Genomic DNA, 17364 nt, shown 5'->3' with positions numbered 1-17364 from the left:
GTCGACTTCCTCGAAGTCCGCGGACGGCTGCTGGCCGTCGACCGCCGTACAACGCCAGTCAGCGTGACGTGTTCCGGCCACTCGAACCGTCCTGGGCGGAGCGCGCCGACTGGCGCGCTCCGCTCGACGAGGTGGGCTCCGGAGGGCGCTCGACAAGCTCGCGTTACCCATCTCGCCGTCGGCTGGCGTCCCCCGCCGGCACCACGAAGGGGAAGCGCGGGGATCGCGTCTCAACCGCCGACGCGGGTGCCAGGCCGGTACTGATCGCGGAATTCATGGCCAGGGAGAACATCACCTCGGGGGCATTGTCGGCGAGGTGGCGGCCATTGAATACCGAGAAGCCGAACGTGGCCGGGCTGCCGACCCGATAGGGCAGCGTGTCCGGCATGATCCGGTCGACGACGCGGTCCGCGTATGCCTCTGGGCGGGTCGGCAGACCGGCCCGACCGATCTGCCGCCATCCCCCGGCGTCGGTCGCGAGCCGGGTGGTGCTCCACACCCGGATGTCGCGCTCGGCGAAGAGCGCCCGGTCCCGGTGAGGAACACGCAGGACGATGCTCTGCACGGTCGCCCCGGCGAAGGTGTTGACCGCTTTGTATTCCGTCGGATCCGAATCCGCGCCTCGCAGGATCAACCGGTTGACCAGGTCGAGTTGACCGAGGTCGAGGTAGAACGGGTCGAGTGCACGCCCGGCCCAGGCCTGTATGCCGTCGGGCGAGTCGCTCGTCCGGTCCGTGTGCCCGTAGAGGATCTCGGTGCCGGTCGCACCGTCGTCCGCCGCGTCATCGCCCTCCAGACGGCACAGGCGGTACGGTTGCAGTCCATTCCCTTCCTCGTCGAAGGCGAAGCGGAAGGTCAGATTCTCGATTTCGGCACCGTCCAGGTGGATTCGGAACTCGTAGCGGCCTTCCTCGTGAAATCCCGTTGGTGCCGTGTCGCCGGCCAGCGATGTGCGGGTGTTGAGGACGAAGACCGTCCCGTCGCGGTCATCGAAAAGGTACTGGTCGGTGATGTTGAGCCGCGGATCGCGCCGGGACAGGGGTGAGTCGAGGTGGTGCGACATTTCTTCTCCGGGTGGTCAGGCGTCGGCCAGGATTTGCCGGCGGAGGCGGGTGAGCGTTGCCGAGAGCAGACGGGAGACCTGCATCTGGGAGACGCCAATGTCGGAAGCAATCTGGGATTGGGTCCGCTCGTCGAAGAACCGCAGGCCGAGGATTCGGCGCTCCCGCTCGGGCAGGTCGGCGATGAGCCGCTTCAACGCCTCACGGTTGTCGACCAGGGCCAGCGCTTCGTCGAGTGCACCGAGCGACTCGATCACCGACGGGCCGTCGGATCCCGCCGACGAGGGAGCGTCCAGCGGCAGCGGCGCGTAGGAATTCGTCAGCTGTAGTCCCTCGTGCACCTCGTCGGTGGGCAGGCCGAGGTGCTCGGCGAGCGTGCGAGCTGTCGGTGCGCGGTGATCGCGTTGGAACATTTCCGTGGACGCCGTGTTGAGGCGAAGGTGCAGCTCCTGGAGCCGTCTGGGCGGCCGGACGTACCACGCGTGATCGCGGAAGTAGCGCCGGATCTCTCCGGCGATCGTCGGTACGGCGAAGCCCAGAAACGGTACGTCGCGGCGAGGATCGAAGCGATCCACAGCTTTCAGCAGGCCCAGCCGAGCTACCTGGACCAGGTCGTCGACCGGTTCGCCACGCCGGGAGAATCGCTGCGCGAGGTGCTCGGCCAAGGGTAGGTGGATGAGGATCAGCCGCTCGCGGAGCAGGGCTTTCTCTGATGAAACGTCGGTCAGCGCCGCGAAGCGACGAAACAGCGGTGCGACCGCGGAATGGTCTGAGTAGTCGGGGTCCTCGGTGTCGCCCTCCGAGGGGGCGATCGGCGCGATGGTCATGTCCGTCCTTTCACGACGCATGGGCGAGAGCAATGAGCACCGAGGGGTCGCCGGTCCGGTCGGCCTCGGCGAGGGCCGCGTGGAGCACGCTCGTCGCGGTCACCGGAGGACGGACCCAGGGCAGGTCCTCGAGCCGCGCCCTCGCGCGGCGAACGACCTGCCTGACGGTCCACTCCGGGAGTCCCAGCCCTACGCCGATGTGCTGGTAGGGCCAGGCGAACGCCTCGCGGAGGACATACGCGACCTGCTCGTGCGGCGTCAGGCGGTCGAGTAGCGGTAGCAGCGATGCATCTAGTTCGTCCACAGTTACCCACCGAGGGGTGGCGGGAGGCATCGCCCGCCACCCCTGGGATCGCTAGGCCGACTCGCCCGCGGCCCGGTCGATGAGCGATGCGGTCACGTCGGGGTGCGCGACGAACACCGCGTGCGAGCCGTTCGCCACCTCACGGACGACGCCTTTCGCGCGCTCGGCCATGAAGTGCTGCGCCGGCGCAGGGATGTTCCGGTCGGCGCCGGCGATCAGGAAGTAGCTCGAAAGCGATTCCCACCCCTGCGGCCCAGTGACGGCCTCGTTCAACGCGCCGGCCGTGATCGGACGCTGGGTCGCGGCCATCAGTGTCGCCAGGTCGTCTGGGACGTCCGCACAGAATTGCGCGTGGAAGCGCTCCTGGTCGATATACAGATCCTGATCGCCGTCCGGAAGTTGCACCGGTCGTAGCGCGTCGCCGAGCGTGCTGCCCGGGTACAGCGACGACAGTGTCGCTGCGCTTTCGTCGTTCGCGGGAGCGAACGCCGCCACGAAGACCAGCGCCCGGACGTTCCGTGCCCCGACCGAGGCAGCCGAGACGACGACACCGCCGTACGAGTGCCCGACCAGCACGACCGGTCCGTCGATGCTGTCGACGAGTGCCCGCACCTGCGCGGCGTCAGTAGCGGCGCTACGCAGCGGGTTCGACGCGGCGACGACCGAATAGCCGGTCTCCAGCAACCGCACGATCGTGCCGCCCCATCCGCTGGAGTCGGCAAACGCACCGTGGACCAGCACGACGGTGGGCTTCGAAGCCATGTCAGGCCCGCCCCAGTGCCTGCCGCAACACCGCGATCGCCTGGGCGGTGGCGCCCTTCGCGGCGTGCGTGTCCTTCAGCGGATTGAGCATCATGAAGTCGTGGCTGATGCCGTCGTAGCGGACCGTCGTGACCGGCACGCCGGCGGCGCGCAGCTTGCCGGCGTACGCCTCTCCCTCGTCGCGGAGCACGTCGGCCTCGTCGACGAGAAGGAACGCCGGGGGCAGACCGGCGAGGTCCTCCGGCGAGGCCAGGTTGGGCGACGCGGTGATCTCGGAGCGCACCGAGTGGTCAGGGGCGTAGTTGTCCCAGAACCACGCCATTCCGGCGGCGGTGAGGAACGGCCCGTCGGCGAACGTGCGGTAGCTCTCGGTGTTCTGCCGGGCATCGGTGACCGGGTAGTACATCGACTGGTGGACGAACGTGACGTCGCCCCGCTGCTTCGCGAGGATCGCGACCGCCGCGGTCATGTTGCCGCCGACCGAGTCACCGGCGACAGCCATCCGGGTGGCGTCCAGGCCGTGGGCGGCGCCCTCGGCGACCACCCAGCGGGCCGTCGCGTAGGCCTGTTCGATCGCCACCGGGTAGTGCGCGTCCGGCGACGGCGTGTACTCGACGAAGACGACGGCGGCGTCGCTCCCGACCGCGAACTCCCGGACGAGCCGGTCGTGGGTACCGGCATTGCCGAGCACCCAGCCACCCCCGTGGATGTAGAGGACGACCGGGAGTGCACCGCTGGCGCCCTGCGGCTTCACGATGCGCACGCGGACGTCACCCACCGACGCGGGCACGAGAACCCACTCGTCGTCCACGGGCGGCGCGTCGACCGGGCCCGCTTGAACGTCGTCGAGAACTTTGCGGGCCTCGACCGGCGAGAGTTGATAGATGAACGGCGGCTTGGACGTGGCATCCGCGAACTCCTGTGCGGCCGCTTCCAGAACGACTTCGGACACTGGTGCCTCCCGACCTAGTGGCTGTCGAGAACGACGCTAGGAAGGTGCAGTGCCGAACCAGTGTGGGTCCAGTGTGAGCGGGGCGTTGACGACGAGCCGCGACTGCACGACGCGGGCCAAAGGGCCAGCCGAATCGCCGAGCGCGGCGCGTGCCTCGATCCAGGCCGCCCGGCCGGCCCCACGATCGCCGCTCTGTTCGTGCAGGTCACCGATCGCCAGCAGCACCGCGGCCCGGGCTGCGGGAGCCCCCGCCCGGCGGTAGTTCGCTGCCGCGCGATGCCAGTGAACGACGGCGCTCCGACGGTCGCCGACCTGCCGGTGAATCGTGCCGAGCAGATCCCAGCAGTGGCCGGCGCCTCTGGTGTCGTCGACACTGTTCGACAGCGTCAGCGCTTCACGCAGCAGCCGGACCGCCTCGTCCCGCCGCCCCTCGCCGGCGATGTTCGCGGCGATGACACGCAGCGCGGCAGCCTGATTCCGGACGTCACCGAGACGCCGATAGGCGGCCAGCGCGTGCTCGCCGTGCCCGACCGCATCGGCGTAGCGGCGCTGCGCGCCGCGCACGTAGGCAGCATTGATATCGATGGCGGCCAGCTGGGCGTCGTCCCCTACCGACTCGACGATACGACGGGCCCGGCGAAGGTGCCTCAGGGCACCCCCGAAGTCACGGAGCATGAACAGCGCCCCCGCCCGGCTGCGCAGTAGACGGGCCTGACCCCCGACGTCACCGTCGAGGGTCGCTGCGTCCAGACCGGCGTGGGCGATGTCGACCCAGTCCGGCGTGCGCCCGCTGGAGTGCAGAAAGTCCTGCATGGTCAAGGCGGTTCGCCAGGCGAGCCCGCGGGCGTCGTCCATTCGCGTCCGCACGACGTCCGTCAACGCCTGCCGCTCAGCAGTGAACCACGCCATCGCTTCGTCCTGAGTACGGAACTGGAGCGGTGTCACGTCGGCCGGGGCCGGAACCGGCTCCGGTAGTTGCGGGTCCAGTCGCAGGTGAGCGGCGTGCGCCGAGTGCTGGTAATACGCGAACACTCGAAGCGTCGCCGCCCGGCGCTGCGCCGGAGCGTCGTGTCGTTCGCTCAGGTACTCGGCATAGGCGCGCAGCAGACCGTGTACCTGGTATCGCCCGTCGCTGTCCTGAACCATCAGGTGGGACGTCAACTCGCCCAGCAGATGGGCCCCGGTGCGCGTATCGACGCCGGCGAGGGCACCGGCCGAGAGCACGGTCAGGTCCGGTCCGGGATGGAGGGGCAGCAGGCGGAACAGGCGCGCCGCCTCCGCGGTCAGCGCGCGGTACGACCACGAGAAGACGGCCCGCAGATGGGTTGCCGAAGCGGGACCGAACCCGACGAAATCCTGGGCCGGGGCGAGCTCGGCCGCGATCTCCGCCAGCGGGGTGCCGGGCGCCATCGCGGCCCGCGCCGCCACGAGCGCCAGGGCGAGCGGCAACCGACCGCTGCGATCGACGATCGTGTCCACCGCGACGTGATCGATGGTTACCCGCTCACCGCCCAGCCGGCGAGCGAGGAACGTCCTGGCCTCGTCCCTGTCCGGCAGGTCCAACGGCAGCGGCTGACCGCTTCCACTGCTGATGAGGCCGGTCAGCCGAGTCCGACTGGTGACGATCGCCAAACTCCCGGGCGTGGACGGCAGCAGATGGCGTACCTGATCGTAATCACGGCAGTTGTCCAGAAGAATGAGCATTCTCCGATTGGCTAGGATGCTGCGGTAGAGCCCTGCCAGCGCGTGCAGTTCCGGCGGCAGGTCCGACAGGGGGACACCGAGCGAAGCCAGGAAGCCCCGGAGCGCCTCGGCCGGCGCCATCGCCGCACCCTCGTCGCTGAAGCCGCGGAGGTCGGCATAGAGCTGACCGTCCGGGTAGTCCGCTGTCAATTGGTGCCCGAGATGCACAGCGAAGGTGGTCTTCCCGACGCCGGGCATCCCATCGATCGCCAGCGCGACGATGGGCCGGGCCTGTCGCTGATCCTCTCCGAGGAGTGCCCTGGCCCGGACCAGTTCCGCTGCCCGGCCGCTGAAAAACGGATGATCGGCCGGCAGCTGCATGGGGACGGACGGGCGGTCCGCCGGCGCTGACGGCGGTAGGGCTCGTTGGTGCAGGAGGCGCTCGTACGCGTCCAGCAATTCCGGCGACGGGTCGATGCCCAGTTCGTCGTCCAATCGTCGACGCACCGCGTGAAACGTCGCCATGGCCTCCGACTGCCTGCCGTCGGCCGCCAACGCGAGGACGAGTCGCGCCTGTAGCGCCTCGTCCAACGGGCTGAGCCGCGCGGCCCGGCGCAACGCCGGGATCACCGGGGTCAGCAGACCGTGGCGCAGCGCGAGGTCGGCGGCTTCGCGCGCGACCAGTGAGCATTCGGCATCGATCGCGAGAAAGGCTGGATGGATTCGGGAGACCGTCTCGAGCCCGGCGGCCGACGGTCCCTGCCACAATCTGAGCGCTTCAGCGTAGAGACGGATCGCCCCATCCGGCTCGACGGTTTGTCTCGCTTGGCCGGCCAGCGCCCGGAAGCGAAGCAGATCCAGCGTTTGTGCATCGGCCCGGAGCCGGTATCCCGCCGCACTGCGCACGATGTAGTTGCCGGCCGTCCGCACCGGTAGGTCCGGCTCGATCACGCGTCGCAACATCCCGATGAACCGGTGGACGACGTTCACCGCACTGAGGGGCGGATCCTCCTCCCAGAGCGTATCGACGATCTCGGACACGCTCACGCTGGAACCGGCCGCCGACAGCAGCAGCGCGAGCACCACCCGGGGCTGCCGCCCGCCGATCTCCGCCTCGGCATCCCCGTGCCGGATACTCACCGGTCCAAGAATCGTGAATCGCAGCATCGCCTGTCACCACACGGGGGGCGAGCTGAACAGGTTGTCTTCGTTCTCGGCATTCGCCATCGGAGCCTCCGTTCGCTGGGCAGGTGCCCCGCAACCGATCCTGTCCGCAGCGGATTTCCGCAGTAATACGTCAGACGACTCTGTCGTGCGGTTCGCGGATGACCACAATCGGGCAATTCGCGCGTGCGAACGCGTCCTGAGTGACTGAGCCATGAACCAGGCCGGCCAGCCCTCCCCACCCGTGGGTACCGAGCACGAGCAGGTCGGCGTGGCCGGACTGCGCGACGAGAGCGTCCACCGGCAAACGTGAATCGGCCACGTAGCTCGCCTCGACCTGGGGATGCTGATCCGGGTGACGATGCCCGATCAGCCTCCCGTGCTGTCGCCCCGGGCCGCCGCAGCACTCCTTCGCCTCATCCGCTCAGCCGCCGCACGGCGCGGCCGACCCGAGGAGTCCGCGTGAGGTTCGCATTCGCCGGCCGAGTCTCGACCGAGGACCAGCAAGACCCGGAAGCGTCTCGACTCTGGCAGCGGTCGCGGTCAGAGGCGCTGATCGCTCCGGTCGGTGGCGAGATCGTGGCCGAGTTCCTCGACATCGGGATGTCCCGGTCGCTGCCATGGTCGCGCCGGCCCCGTGCCGCCGAGCTGCTGGCGGCGATCCGGGACCCGAAACGAGGCTTCGAGGCCGTCGTCATCGGCGAACCGCAGTGCGCGTTCTACGGCAACCAGTTCGGGCTGACGTTTCCGCTCTTCGTGCACTACGGCGTCGAGCTGTGGGTGCCCGAGGTCGGCGGAGCGATCGACCCAGGAAGCGACGCGCACGACCTCGTCATGCAGATCTACGGCGGCATGAGCAAAGGCGAGCGCAACCGGATCAAGATTCGCGTTCGTTCGACGATGGCTGCGCAGGCAGCGACCGAAGGCCGCTATCTCGCGGGTCGCCCGCCCTACGGCTACCGGCTCGGCGACGCCGGCCCGCACCCGAATCCCGCGAAGGCTGCCGACGGCAAGCGTCTACACGTGCTGGAGATCGACCCGGTCGCCGCGCCCGTCGTCATCCGCATATTCGCGGAGTACCTCGACGGCCGCGGGTTCTTCGCCATCGCCCAGGGACTCGCCCGAGACGGCATCCCGTGCCCCTCCGCCCACGACCGGAAGCGCAACAGCCACCGAACCGGAGTCGCGTGGAGCAAATCCGCCGTCCGCGCGATCCTGCTGAATCCTCGGTATACAGGCCGTGAGGTCTGGAACAAGCAGCGCAAAGACGAGGTCCTCATCGATGTCGAAGACGTCGCACTCGGCCACGAGACCAAGATGCGCTGGAATGACAAGGACACCTGGATTTGGTCGACCAAGCCGACGCATCCCGCGATCGTCACGCCCGAGGACTTCGAAGGCGTCCAAACGCTTACGGCCGCGGGAGCCCGCCGGCCCAACGTTCGCAAGACACGCACCATGCAGCGGCACTACCTGTTCTCCGGCCGAGTTCGGTGCGGGCTATGCGGCCGGCTGATGCAGGGCAACTTCAACAACGGCCGCAACCACTACCGGTGTCGCTACCCGGCCGACTACGCCGCCGCCAACCACGTTGAGCACCCGAAGACGGTCTACCTCCGGGAGGACGTCCTCGCCGGCCCGGTCGACGAGTGGCTCAGCCAGGCATTCGCACCGGCCAAGCTAACCGAGACGCTCACCGCGATGAGCGAAGCCGAGGACACTACCGACGACGCTGCGCTCGCCGCGGCGAAGGAAGCCATCCAGTCGTGCGGACAGCGCCTCCAGCGTTACCGCGCCGCTCTGGAAGCCGGCACCGACCCGGTACTCATCCAGCAGTGGACCGCCGAAGTCCAGGCCGAGCGTGTGCGAGCCGAGGCGCGGATCCGAGAGCTGACCGGCCGAACGAGGATGAACAGCGAGGACATAAACGCGCTGGTCAGTGCACTAGGCGGCATCCGCCGCATCCTGATCGACTCCGACCCGGCCGACCGGGCACAGGTCTACCGGAGCCTGAATCTGGATTTGACTTACCATCCCAGCCGGCGAACCGTCACGGCCGAAGCCAGGCCCGAAGGCCATGTGCTTATGGGTTGTGTCCGAGGTCCGAGCCGAACCATGGGCACACCGCCGCTGCTCCTGACCAGAGACCTCTCGCTCGGTCCCGCGCGGTCACCCCGGGTACGCATCCAGTCGGCCAGAGCCCACGACCGCGAGACCACGTGGGGAACTGCCCTGCTCGAAACGTGCGTGCACCAGGACGCCGTTCAGGCTGCGCTCGGCGTCGACCCGGAAACCGGCGGGCTACCTCGACGGTTGGGCCTGACCCTCGCGGAGGGCATCACGTCGGGCCGCTCACGCGTACGGGCTGTACTACTCCGGCAGCGAGTTGAGCGACGGTCTACTCCTTACCAGCTTCGACGTCGGGCTATTCGCGCGCGGCGAGATCGTCGGCACGCCGTTCGACACGTTTCCCGGCTTGGGCCGGCTGCTCAGGTCTGGGACGGCGCGACGGTAGGCGTTCCGGAGCTCGACCGGGCAATGTTCCGCCAGTTCGCGTCACTGCCGGAACACCCTTCAGACCTCGCGGTGGTGCGCCCGATCGAGCCGGCCGCCCTGGACATGGCCCAGCGGATCCGAGCTACGGGTTGGACCGCGCCCACGAACGTGGCCGGTTCCTGACCCCGGGCCGCCACCCAGGAGACCTCACCGACTGCGCCCGTCGCCGGGGCGGGAACCACGACGCCCTTCGGGTCGGCGACACGGGGACCGCCGGTTACCGTGGCGTGGGCGAACGAACGCCTATGCCGACCAGCTTTCCCACCAGGTCCTAGCCGCGCAGCGCGGCACGGAAGGCGATCGGCGTGGTCCCCGTTCGCTGGTGGAAGTACTTGGTGAAGTTCGTGGCACTGCTGAAGCCGAGCCGAGCCGCGACCTGCGCGGCGGTCTGATCGCTGTGCGCGAGCAGACGCTTGGCTTCCAGCACCGCGCGCTGGTCGATGAAGTCCTTCGCGTTGATTCCCACTGCCGCCCGGGTGGCGCGGGACAGCGTGCGGCTGGAGTAACCGAGCAGGCGCGCGTAGTCCTCCAGCCGCCGGGTGCGCACGAACGCGTGCTCGACCGCGTCGCGGAAGCGCAGGAACGTGTCGCTCGGCTCCGGCGCGCTGTCGCCCGGGACGAACGCCAGCCGCAGCAGCAGTACCGCGAGCAGGTGCCGCAGGACGATCTGACGGATGTCGAGCGGCAGACTGCCCGGCGCCTCGAACGCCCGAGTGAGGTGCACGATCGCGTCGGTGAGCCGCTGCCGGTCGTCCTCGGCCGGCTGGTAGACGACCGGGGCGTGGGCGTCCCGGAGCCGCGCCGCCGTCACCGTGCCGGAGTCGAGAAAATCGGGTTCGAACAGGATGAGCGTGCCGCCGACGTCACCGAGCTCGCCCCACTGCTGCACCTGCCCCGGCCGCACCCACAGCCAGCCTCCCGATGCCACGGTGTAGCCGGTGAAGTCGACCGTGTGCCGCAACGAACCGCGCTCGATCGTCAGCAGGTGATGGAAGGTCGGCCGCTGCGGCGGACCGGACACGACCCGGGACCGGAACTGCGCCAAGCTCAGGACCTCGACGCCACGGGGGATCCCAGCCGGCGCGGCGAAACCGAGTTCCCGGATAGCCTGTCGGTTTTTGACCATCACAAGTCACCACCGTACCCGGTCACATCACTGTCCCTCTCCTATGTTGGGACCAACGGAACAGGAGAGTGAAATCATGACCACCACCAAGAACGTCGTTCTGACCGCCGCCGGAGAGCTGTTCGGCGACAAGGACGCGACCGCCGTCGACCGCTGGGTCTCCCCCGGTTACGTCCAGCACAGCAGCCTCGCCGCCGACGGCCCCGCGGGCATCCGCGGGCTCGTCGAGAACCTGCCCGACGGCTTCCGCTACGACCTGCACCGGGTCGTCGCCGACGGTGACCTGGTCGCCCTGCACGGCACCTACCACGGTTTCGGTCCCGACCCGCTCGTCGCGTTCGACATCTTCCGGGTGGTCGACGGCAAGCTCGCCGAGCACTGGGACGCGCTCACTCCGGTCGTCGCCGAGACGGTGTCCGGCCGCTCGCAGACCGATGGCCCCACCGAGGTCACCGACCTGGACCAGACCGACGCCAACCGGGAACTGGTGGCCGGCTTCGTCGAGAACGTGCTCAAGGGCGGCAAGGTCGACCTGCTCACCGAGTACCTGAGCACCGAGAGCTACGCCCAGCACAACGTCGGCATCGGCGACGACCTCGACGGGCTCGGATCGGCGCTCCAAGCGCTGGCCGACCAGGGCATCGCGATGGTCTACGACACCGTCCACCGGGTGATCGCCGAGGGCAACTTCGTGCTCACGGTGTCGGAGGGCACCTTCGGTCCGACCCGGACCGCGTTCTACGACCTCTTCCGCGTCGACGCCGGGAGGATCGTCGAGCACTGGGACGTCACCCCCGAGATCCCGGCCACCCTGCCCCACGGGAACGGCTTGTTCTGATCGGCTTCGACGAAGTGTCGGCGGCTGATCGAGGTCGGTCGATCAGCCGTACCGGCGGGCCCGCGCGGCGTGATGACGGGTGGGCCCTATGCTCACGCCCCGTGATGGGCTCCTGGGTGGGGATCGATTACGGACATCGAACACCGTCGCGATGATTCGGCAACCGGACGGCAGAGTGCGGCCGTTGCTGTTCGACTCCTCGCCGTTGTTACCGTCCGCCGTGATGGGCGTCCTGTCGGTCGCGATGCTCATGCACCTCGCGGAGCGGCAAACGAGTTCAGCCTTGCGCAGCTCGAAGGGTGCGTAGGGGGCAATCCCCACAGGTCGCCCGGCACGGGATGACCCGTAGTGGCGACCGGATGGCTGAGAGTCTTGCTCTCCGGGTCCCGGCCGCGCGACGCCGACCCTCAGTGGGCGGACGGCTCGGCGGTGAGCAGGTGTGTGGTATCGCGGCTGGGGGGCGTGCCGAACTGCCGACGGTACTCACGGCTGAACTGCGAGGGACTGTCATAGCCGACGCGCCGGCTGACGGCCCCGACGTCACCGGCCCGGGCGGAGAGCTGGAGCCGAGCCTCTTGGAGCCGGATCTGCTTCTGGTACTGGATCGGACTCATCGCGGTGACCGCGTGGAAGTTGCGGTGGAACGCCGAGACGCTCATGTTGGCGATCCTGGCCAGGTCCTCGACGAGAACACGCTCGGTGTAGTTGGCCCGCAGCCATCGGACGGCCCGCGCGATGTGGCTGAGGTTACTGTCGGGCAGGCCGAGCTGGCGCACCATCGCACCTTGCTCACCGGTGAGGAGCCGCCAGAGGATCTCCCGCTTGATCAGCGGCGCCAGAACCGGAACGTCCTCCGGATGGTCGAGCAGACGCACCAGCCGTAGGAGGGCGTCGAGCAGTTCGGGCGAGGCATCACTGACGGCGAGACCCGCTGCGACGCCGGGATCAGGCTGATCGTGCGGGGAGATCTGCAACAGGAGGTCCGCGACGTCGGCCGGGTCGAGCTTCAGGCCCAGGCCTAGACCGGGGGATTCCGGACCCGCCTCGGTGAAGTTACTGCCGACCGGTAACTCCGCCGAGGCGACGACGTACTGCCCGGCGCGATAGTCGTAGACGCGATCGCCGATCGCCAACCGCTTGGTGCCTTGAACGGTCACCGCGAGGATCCGGCCGTAGGTGACGGCCTTCGGCGCGTACGGCCGGTCCGCCCGAACGATCAGGAGGTCGTCGATACCGGTGGTGAAATCCGGCCGGGCGTGCCGGGCAAGCAGGACGGACAGCTCGTCGAGGGCCATGATCCGATTAATAGCGCGACTTCGGCAGGATCCGGCCGAAGATCGCGATTTTTGGGCAAGCACACGTCGCTCACTGCCTGTTTCGATGGGTCAGACGGCGACCGGAGAGGCCCTGGTGGATATCGAACTGTTCGGGCGGAAAGCGGAGCTCGAGCGGCTCTCAGAATTCGTGACCGGCCTGACCGGCCCGGATCGGCCCAGCGGGGGCGCGCGCCTGATCCGGGGCGAGCCCGGCGTCGGCAAATCGGTACTGCTGGCCGCCACGGCGGAGCTCGCCGGTCCGGCGGGGGTCCGGGTGCTGCGGGCATCCGGGTCGGAGTTCGAAGCGGACGTCAGCTACTCCGCGCTCAACCAGCTGCTCCTGCCCCTGCACGCGGATCTCGACCGGCTCACACCCGGCCCGCGGGAAGCACTGTCGGTCGCGCTCGGTTTCGGCGTCGGCCCGGCACCGGACGCATTGCTCGTCTGCAACGCAGCGTTGTTGCTGGTCACGGCCGTCGCCGTGGATACGCCGGTGCTCCTCCTCATCGACGACGTCCAGTGGGTCGACCGGGCGAGCGCCGTCGCGCTGGGGTTCATCGCGCGCCGGTTGGTCGGGTGCCGCGCCGGGCTGCTGGCGTCGGCCAGGACCGGAGCGGCGACCTTCCTGGATCCGCGGGGAACGGCCGAGATCACGGTCGCACCGCTCGACCTGGCCGCGGCCGGCCAGTTGGTCGACGCCCGTCTCCCCCAGCTCCCGCCCAGGTCCCGGCGGCGGCTGCTCGACCTCGCCCGCGGCAATCCGCTGGCGCTGGTGGAATTGCCGTCCACGCTGGGGGACGCTCGCTACCCGGTCGACGTGGTGCCACTCAGCGAGCGTCTCCAGGCGATGTTCACCACGCGGATCGGTGATCTTCCCGAGCCGACCCGCCGGGTACTGCTGCTGGCGTCCTTCGAAGGAACCGGCGACACCGGTGTCCTGCGTCTGGTGCTCGATCAGGGTCTGGTCGATCTCGCCCCGGCGGAACAAGCGGGACTGGTCCGGGTCGACGACTCCACGGCCCGCGTCGTCTTCCGGCATCCGCTGATCCGCTCCGCGGTCGTGGCGGTCTCCGCCCACGAGGAGCGCCGCCGCGCGCACATCGATCTCGCGGCGGCGCTGCCCGACGACGAGGAGCGGCGGGCGTGGCACCTGGCGTCGGCTGCGGCCGGGCCGGACGAGGCGGTTTCGGACCTGCTCGAACGGGTGGCGCGCCGGGTCATGGTGCGCGGGGACGCACTCGGTGCCGTGGCCGCGCTCGTCCGCGCCGCCGAACTGAGCCCGGCGAGCACCGAACGCGGCCGCCGGCTCGCCGAAGCCGCCTACATCGGAGCCGAAGCGAGCGGTACCGTCGACCACGCGCAGAGCCTGCTGCTCGACGCACGCCGGGCGGCACCGGACTCCGCCGGTTCACTCCACGCGGCCAACGCCGCCGCCTTCTTACTACTCAACGGCGACGGCGACGTCAGTACCGCCCACCGTTTGCTGGTCGGCGCGATCGAGACCGGCGGCCACGGCTACCGGGCCGACGATCCCGCGCTGATCGAGGCGATGCACACCCTGCTGCTGTTGTCCTGGTACGGCGGCGCACCGGAGTACTGGGAGCCTTACTACCAGGCGCTGGGACGGTTGCGGCCCGGTCCGCCGGAACTCCTCGCGCTGACGAGCCGGACCTTCCCCGATCCGGTCCGCACGGCAGCACGAGCGCTGCCGGACGTCGATGCGTTCCTCGACGGGCTGTCCGACGAGGCCGACTTAAGTCGCACCGTCAGAATCGGTACGGCCTCGGTGTACGTCGACCGGCTCGGTGACTGTCGCGAGTCCTCCTGGCGGCTCGTCCGGCACGGGCGTGAGGGTGGTCCGGCTCGCCGCCACCTCGGTGCCCTCATGCACCTCTGCCTGGACGACTATCTCGTCGGCCGGTGGGACGAGGCCGAACGGCTCGCGGCCGAGGGGCAGCGGGTCTGCGCCGCCGGTGGCTTCTCGTTCTTCGCGTGGTACTTCCAGTACAACCGGGCGATCGTCGCAGCGGGACGCGGACGATTCGACGAGGCGGGTGCTCTCGCCGACGACATGACGCACTGGGCGCTCCCCCGCGGCGTGCGGGCCGCGGTTCTGTTCGCGCACCATCCGCGGGCGCTCGCCGCCGTCGGCCGCGGCGACTGGGAAGGCGCGTTCCTGCACGCCAGTGCTTTGAGCCCACCCGGCGCGCTCGCCTCGCACGTGCCGCACTGCACATGGGTGATACTCGATCTGGTCGAGGCTGCCCTGCGGACCGGACGCACGGCCGAAGCCCGAGCACACGTCGACGCCCTGCGCACCGCCAAGATCGGTTCGCTGTCGCCCCGGATGGAACTCCTCCAGGCCGGTGCCGAGTTCCTGGTCGACGAGGAACGACCGGCCACCCGGCTGGAGGATTTGCTGGCGAGCCCGGCCGCTGACCGGTGGCTGTTCGAAGCCTCGCGACTCCGGCTCGCCCTCGGTGAACGGTGGCGCCGGACCCGGTCGTCGGCTCGCGCCCGCCGCCATCTGCTCGCCGCGCGGGACGGGTTCGCGGCCATGGGCGCCGAGCCATGGGTCGAGCGCGCCAACGGTGAGCTACGGGCCACGAAATACCGCGTCGCTGACATCCCGGCGGGCGGCCCGGCGGTGCTGACACCGCAGGAGTTCCAGATCGCGCAGTTGGCGGCCACGGGGCTCACCAACCGGCAGATCGCCGAGCGGCTCCGCCTCTCCCACCGCACGGTCGGCGCACATCTCTACCGCGTTTATCCCAAGCTCGGCATCGCGTCCCGTGCCGGGCTCCGGGACGCCCTCTCTTCCTAAGTCGTCGTCGGCCTCGGTAGGCGGCACGGCACGCGGTGAGCTCGGAGAAGGATGACTGATGAGCGCAGCCGCCGCAGACCTGAGAGTCGTTGCCGTGACCATCACCCACGGCTTCCACGCCGTCATGACCGCACAGCCCGGACGGGGCGACGAGTTGGTCGCGTTGCTGCTCGACGCACCCTCTCTCCCTGACGAGGACTGTCTCGTGTTCCTGGTGAGCCGCTCGGCGGGCAACCCGGACGTCGTTTCCGTCGCGGAGGGCTGGAGCAGCGAACAGGCGCACGCCGCCTTCTTCGCCGGCGATGCGGCGCAGACCTTCGTCGCGAAGCTCCAGCCGCTGCTGGACGGCGAATCATCCTATTCCGACGCGGTTCCCGTCGGTGGCAAGCCCGCGTTCGAGACGAGCGGCAAATGAACCGGCCCGGCCTCGACCCGGAGCTGGGCGCGCTCCTCGCCGACGTGCCCCTCTCGTCCGTGCTCGACGCGGAGTTGCTCGCTCAGTTCCGTGCCTACCCCTCGCCGCCGGTCGAGACGTATCTGCGGGGCCGGGCCGCGGGCCTGCGCGACGTCACCGTCACCGCCGCGGACGGGGCGGCGATCCCCGTGTCGATCTTCAGCCCTCCGGAGTCCGAAGCCGCGCCGTGCGTGCTGTGGCTGCACGGCGGCGGGATGGTCATGGGAGACCGATACTCCCAGATCGACATCCCGCTCGAATGGCTCGACCGTTTCGGCGCAGTCGTGGCCACGGTGGGTTATCGGCTGGCGCCGGAAGCCACCGGCATGACGCCGGTCGAGGACTGTTACCGCGCACTGACCTGGACGGTGGAGCACGCCGCCGAGCTCGGCATCGATCCCGCCCGCATCATCGTTGCCGGAATCAGTGCTGGTGGCGGGCTGGCCGCCGGTCTCACGCTACTGGCACGCGACCGCGGTACGCCGTCGATCGCAGCTCAGGTGCTCATCTGTCCCATGCTCGATCACCGGAACGGCACCACGTCGAGTCACCAGTTCTCCGGGGATCCGGGCGTCTGGACGCGGGAGATGAACGAATTCGGCTGGCGATCGGTTCTCGGTGACCTCGCCCCCGACGACGTACCCGGCTACGTCTCCCCGGCCGTCGCCGAGGACCTCTCCGGCCTACCGACGACGTATGTCGACGCCGGGACGGCCGAGGTCTTCCGCGACGAGGACGTCGCCTACGCCACCCGTATCTGGGCCGCCGGAGGCCAGGCCGAACTACACGTCTGGGCCGGCGGGTTCCACGGCTTCGATGCCCTCTACCCACACGCACGGATCGCGGCCGCCGCACGTCGCACCCGCAACAACTGGCTGCAGCGGGTGCTCGCCCCGTGACCGCCGCCGCCCTCGAGCGCACGACCTTCCTGCGCGAGTTCCTCCGTGCCCCGTTCACGGTCGCATCGGTGACGCCCAGCGGCTCGATGCTGAGCGAGGTCGTGACCGCGCCCGTACCGTCGACCGGCGATCCGGTGATCGTGGAACTCGGCCCCGGCACAGGTTCGTTCACCGCGGCGATCCAACGCCGGCTCGCCGGACGCGGACGGCACCTCGCCGTGGAGATCAACCCCCGGTTCGCCAAGCGGCTGGCGGCCGGCTATCCCCAGATCGAGGTGGCGGTGGCTGATGCACGCCGCTTGCCCGACGTCGCAGACCAAGGCTCCGGTGACGTCATCGTGAGCGGCCTGCCGTGGGCGGCGTTCACGCCGGACCAGCAGGACGACCTGCTCGACGCCGTCACCGCGGTGCTCGCTCCGCACGGCACCTTCACCACGTTCGCGTACACACACGCGCAGTGGGCTCCATCTGCCCGTCGGCTACGGCGTCTGCTCGGTGACCGGTTCGAGGAGGTCGTGCTCAGCCGGACGGTGTGGGCCAACCTGCCGCCCGCCTTCGTCTACCACTGCCGCCAGCCACACTGATGGGGAGATCCACC

15 protein-coding genes are annotated in these 17364 nt (G+C 69.4%); 6 read left to right on the top strand and 9 right to left on the bottom strand.

The features are described 5' to 3' along the window. Positions 1-163: 163 nt before the first annotated feature. The 7 genes from CRYAR_RS15635 to CRYAR_RS50715 form a co-directional block, all read right to left on the bottom strand. A complete protein-coding gene (locus CRYAR_RS15635; protein WP_035851592.1) occupies positions 164-1063 on the bottom strand; it encodes a DUF4331 family protein in 900 nt (299 codons plus the stop codon). A gap of 15 nt (positions 1064-1078) precedes the next feature. Then, the gene (locus tag CRYAR_RS15630) at positions 1079-1888 is read right to left on the bottom strand and encodes a SigB/SigF/SigG family RNA polymerase sigma factor (protein WP_051570298.1); all 810 of its coding nucleotides are present in this window, start codon (positions 1886-1888) and stop codon (positions 1079-1081) included. Positions 1889-1898: 10 nt separating this feature from the next. After that, the gene (locus tag CRYAR_RS15625) at positions 1899-2192 is read right to left on the bottom strand and encodes a sigma factor-like helix-turn-helix DNA-binding protein (RefSeq protein WP_035851589.1); all 294 of its coding nucleotides are present in this window, start codon (positions 2190-2192) and stop codon (positions 1899-1901) included. Positions 2193-2243: 51 nt separating this feature from the next. Then, positions 2244-2954 carry an alpha/beta fold hydrolase gene (locus tag CRYAR_RS15620; RefSeq protein WP_035851586.1) on the bottom strand — a complete coding sequence of 237 codons (711 nt, stop codon included), beginning with the start codon at positions 2952-2954 and terminating at the stop codon, positions 2244-2246. Between the two features lies 1 nt (position 2955). Then, on the bottom strand, positions 2956-3906 hold the full coding sequence (locus tag CRYAR_RS15615) for an alpha/beta hydrolase (RefSeq protein WP_035851582.1): 951 nt from the start codon (positions 3904-3906) through the stop codon (positions 2956-2958). A gap of 36 nt (positions 3907-3942) precedes the next feature. Continuing rightward, the gene (locus CRYAR_RS15610; RefSeq protein WP_063725717.1) at positions 3943-6756 is read right to left on the bottom strand and encodes an AfsR/SARP family transcriptional regulator; all 2814 of its coding nucleotides are present in this window, start codon (positions 6754-6756) and stop codon (positions 3943-3945) included. Between the two features lie 130 nt (positions 6757-6886). Further along, positions 6887-7123, bottom strand: a complete 237-nt coding sequence (locus CRYAR_RS50715) for a universal stress protein (RefSeq protein ID WP_342673866.1) — start codon at positions 7121-7123, stop codon at positions 6887-6889. A gap of 92 nt (positions 7124-7215) precedes the next feature. Here CRYAR_RS50715 and CRYAR_RS15605 point away from each other — a divergent pair, with 92 nt between their 5' ends. Further along, the gene (locus CRYAR_RS15605; protein WP_063725716.1) at positions 7216-9432 is read left to right on the top strand and encodes a recombinase family protein; all 2217 of its coding nucleotides are present in this window, start codon (positions 7216-7218) and stop codon (positions 9430-9432) included. 148 nt (positions 9433-9580) lie between these two features. On the opposite strand, the gene CRYAR_RS15600 is transcribed toward CRYAR_RS15605, so the two are convergent. Continuing rightward, positions 9581-10435 carry a helix-turn-helix domain-containing protein gene (locus tag CRYAR_RS15600; RefSeq protein ID WP_035851578.1) on the bottom strand — a complete coding sequence of 285 codons (855 nt, stop codon included), beginning with the start codon at positions 10433-10435 and terminating at the stop codon, positions 9581-9583. A 76-nt stretch (positions 10436-10511) separates the two neighbouring features. Here CRYAR_RS15600 and CRYAR_RS15595 point away from each other — a divergent pair, with 76 nt between their 5' ends. Next, positions 10512-11273 (top strand): nuclear transport factor 2 family protein, encoded by a 762-nt coding sequence (locus CRYAR_RS15595; protein WP_035851574.1) that lies wholly within the window; start codon positions 10512-10514, stop codon positions 11271-11273. Between the two features lie 407 nt (positions 11274-11680). On the opposite strand, the gene CRYAR_RS15590 is transcribed toward CRYAR_RS15595, so the two are convergent. Next, on the bottom strand, positions 11681-12568 hold the full coding sequence (locus CRYAR_RS15590; RefSeq protein ID WP_035851572.1) for an AraC family transcriptional regulator: 888 nt from the start codon (positions 12566-12568) through the stop codon (positions 11681-11683). 115 nt (positions 12569-12683) lie between these two features. Here CRYAR_RS15590 and CRYAR_RS15585 point away from each other — a divergent pair, with 115 nt between their 5' ends. From CRYAR_RS15585 to CRYAR_RS15570, 4 genes are read left to right on the top strand one after another with little or no spacing between them, the layout of a single operon-like run. Beyond that, complete coding sequence (locus CRYAR_RS15585) at positions 12684-15413, top strand: ATP-binding protein (protein ID WP_211247464.1); 2730 nt, start codon at positions 12684-12686, stop codon at positions 15411-15413. A gap of 58 nt (positions 15414-15471) precedes the next feature. Next, positions 15472-15828 (top strand): putative quinol monooxygenase, encoded by a 357-nt coding sequence (locus tag CRYAR_RS15580; protein WP_051570292.1) that lies wholly within the window; start codon positions 15472-15474, stop codon positions 15826-15828. Further along, positions 15825-16766: an alpha/beta hydrolase gene (locus CRYAR_RS15575; RefSeq protein ID WP_035851569.1), complete on the top strand. Its 942-nt coding sequence runs from the start codon at positions 15825-15827 to the stop codon at positions 16764-16766. The genes CRYAR_RS15580 and CRYAR_RS15575 overlap by 4 nt, the downstream gene beginning before the upstream one ends. After that, a complete protein-coding gene (locus tag CRYAR_RS15570; protein WP_035851566.1) occupies positions 16763-17350 on the top strand; it encodes a class I SAM-dependent methyltransferase in 588 nt (195 codons plus the stop codon). The genes CRYAR_RS15575 and CRYAR_RS15570 overlap by 4 nt, the downstream gene beginning before the upstream one ends. Positions 17351-17364: the final 14 nt, after the last annotated feature.

Source organism: Cryptosporangium arvum DSM 44712, from assembly GCF_000585375.1.
Taxonomy (GTDB): Bacteria; Actinomycetota; Actinomycetes; order Mycobacteriales; family Cryptosporangiaceae; genus Cryptosporangium; species Cryptosporangium arvum.
The sequence above is the reverse complement of the archived record's forward strand: the minus strand, read 5'-3'. Positions and strand labels throughout refer to the sequence as shown.

Bases quoted from the DNA above. Each gene is read 5' to 3' on its own strand.
- CRYAR_RS15580 (WP_051570292.1), top strand. From the start codon at position 15,472: ATGAGCGCAGCCGCCGCAGACCTGAGAGTCGTTGCCGTGACCATCACC.
- CRYAR_RS15610 (WP_063725717.1), bottom strand. From the start codon at position 6,756: ATGCTGCGATTCACGATTCTTGGACCGGTGAGTATCCGGCACGGGGAT.
- CRYAR_RS15620 (WP_035851586.1), bottom strand. From the start codon at position 2,954: ATGGCTTCGAAGCCCACCGTCGTGCTGGTCCACGGTGCGTTTGCCGAC.
- CRYAR_RS15630 (WP_051570298.1), bottom strand. From the start codon at position 1,888: ATGACCATCGCGCCGATCGCCCCCTCGGAGGGCGACACCGAGGACCCC.
- CRYAR_RS15595 (WP_035851574.1), top strand. From the start codon at position 10,512: ATGACCACCACCAAGAACGTCGTTCTGACCGCCGCCGGAGAGCTGTTC.
- CRYAR_RS15635 (WP_035851592.1), bottom strand. From the start codon at position 1,063: ATGTCGCACCACCTCGACTCACCCCTGTCCCGGCGCGATCCGCGGCTC.
- CRYAR_RS15590 (WP_035851572.1), bottom strand. From the start codon at position 12,568: ATGGCCCTCGACGAGCTGTCCGTCCTGCTTGCCCGGCACGCCCGGCCG.
- CRYAR_RS15600 (WP_035851578.1), bottom strand. From the start codon at position 10,435: ATGGTCAAAAACCGACAGGCTATCCGGGAACTCGGTTTCGCCGCGCCG.
- CRYAR_RS15575 (WP_035851569.1), top strand. From the start codon at position 15,825: ATGAACCGGCCCGGCCTCGACCCGGAGCTGGGCGCGCTCCTCGCCGAC.